This is a genomic window from Neobacillus vireti (assembly GCF_036962345.1).
GTDB lineage: Bacteria > Bacillota > Bacilli > Bacillales > Cytobacillaceae > Neobacillus > Neobacillus vireti_A.
The window spans coordinates 1-1,616 of sequence record NZ_JBALNB010000036.1 but is presented as its reverse complement, the minus strand read 5'-3'; the positions used below and the strand labels follow the sequence as shown (position 1 = coordinate 1,616).

Here is a 1,616-nt window from a genome sequence, read left to right as displayed (position 1 = left end):
ACTTTCTTGACAGAAGACCAAAATGCCTCAATTTCCGATAAATTCATACATATTTCACTCCAATCCACTTATTTTCTTCTAATACTCGATGAAATAAATCGATTTTCCTCTATTTTTGACAAAATTCCGCCTACTCCCCATTGGCTATATCCTACTTTGAATCATTGTCTTTCTATTTGCTTTTTGCTATAAAAAAAGCCGCTAGACAAAATAATCCCTACGATAATTCGGAGAGATTTTTTATGAAAAACTATTTAGTCAATGAAATCCCTATGCGCAAAGGATGCGGCCGGCAATTTTATCATATACAGTGTAAACTCGTCCAATCTATTTTGAATGAAGATTCATATATTATTTCTAATTGGACAAGAAGGCGGTGTATGAATTGACAATAGTTACAAAAAAGGAATTTATTTATACAGTTCGTAAAGGGGACACTCTTTTTCGGATAGCTAGGAGATTTGGAAGCTCGGTAAGAGCAATCGTACAAGCAAACCACTTATTTTCACCAGTTACCGATTCTGGGGTTATCTTTCCCGGAAATGTATTAGTCGTTCCAAATCTATCAAAATTAGGAAAGGTATTTTATGTAGTAAAATCCGGAGATTCAGTAAGTGGGATTGCTTCGAGATTTAGCACATTTACCGATTTAGTATCAGGTATCAACAACTTGGCGAACCCTAACCTTATTTTTCCTGATCAACAATTTCTGGTTCCTGTTTTTATCTATGAAATCCAATCCGGGGATTCCCTTTTTGACATTTCGCGTAGATTTGGAATATCGCTTTCTAGTATTATCAAAGCAAATCTAGACAGACCCGGTTTTCAAAAAGACATAATATGGCCAAATTTTCATTTAATACTCCCTTTGCCAACTTCCCGAAATATTGTTGTATGGACTCCACTTCCCGGGACAAAAGTTGTTAGCAATCAGCGAATAGAAGGACAAGCAAGAGCTTTCGAAGCAGTTCTTAATCATGAACTAATAGATGCAAATGGAGTGATCGTATCCAATGAGCGTTTTACATTGACGGATGCTGGAGGTCCCAAGTATGGTAATTTCAGCAGTACGTTACCATTTGACAGAACACCAACTGTAAGCACAGGAGAACTTCGAGTTTTTACAAGAAGTCCTCAAGATGGGAGTATTCAAGATCTCGTTAGAATAATAGTACTTTTTTAATGATACAGAAACTGCTGCTTTCCCATCCTATCAGTCCTATCCACTTCATACAGTTCTTTAACGAGCTTCAAGGGAGATAAGTGAGCGTAACTTTATTGCAGAAAAAAATTTAAAAAAAGAGGCTGGGACAAAACCCTCCTCTGGAATGAAAAAGCCGGTGAAATTTTACGACGAGTAAAATTTTCACCGGCTTTATTTTTTTCAATAAAATAAGGACAACTTCTGATAAAATTAAGTTACCACACAAAATAAAATCAGAAAGAAGTGTCCTTATGTTTAAAAATTATATCATGAATCAATTAGTTTTGCCTTTAGATTTAGAAGTAAAATTACAAAATAATGATATTGCCTTCCATGTCCATCATTTAGTTGAAAGTATTCCTCAGGAAGCGTTGGAACCATTTCTTCGAAATGAGGGATGTCCTGCCTACCA

The 1,616-nt window shown here is 35.6% G+C and carries 1 protein-coding gene and 1 pseudogene; both read left to right on the top strand.

Features of this window, described 5'->3' with window-relative positions; genetic code table 11:
* The first annotated feature begins 376 nt into the window (after positions 1-376).
* Positions 377-1,183, top strand: coding sequence for a LysM peptidoglycan-binding domain-containing protein (locus tag V7108_RS26840; protein ID WP_420489223.1), 807 nt, complete (start codon positions 377-379; stop codon positions 1,181-1,183).
* Between the two features lie 272 nt (positions 1,184-1,455).
* Positions 1,456-1,616: pseudogene (locus V7108_RS26835) on the top strand (IS5/IS1182 family transposase); the annotation flags it as partial.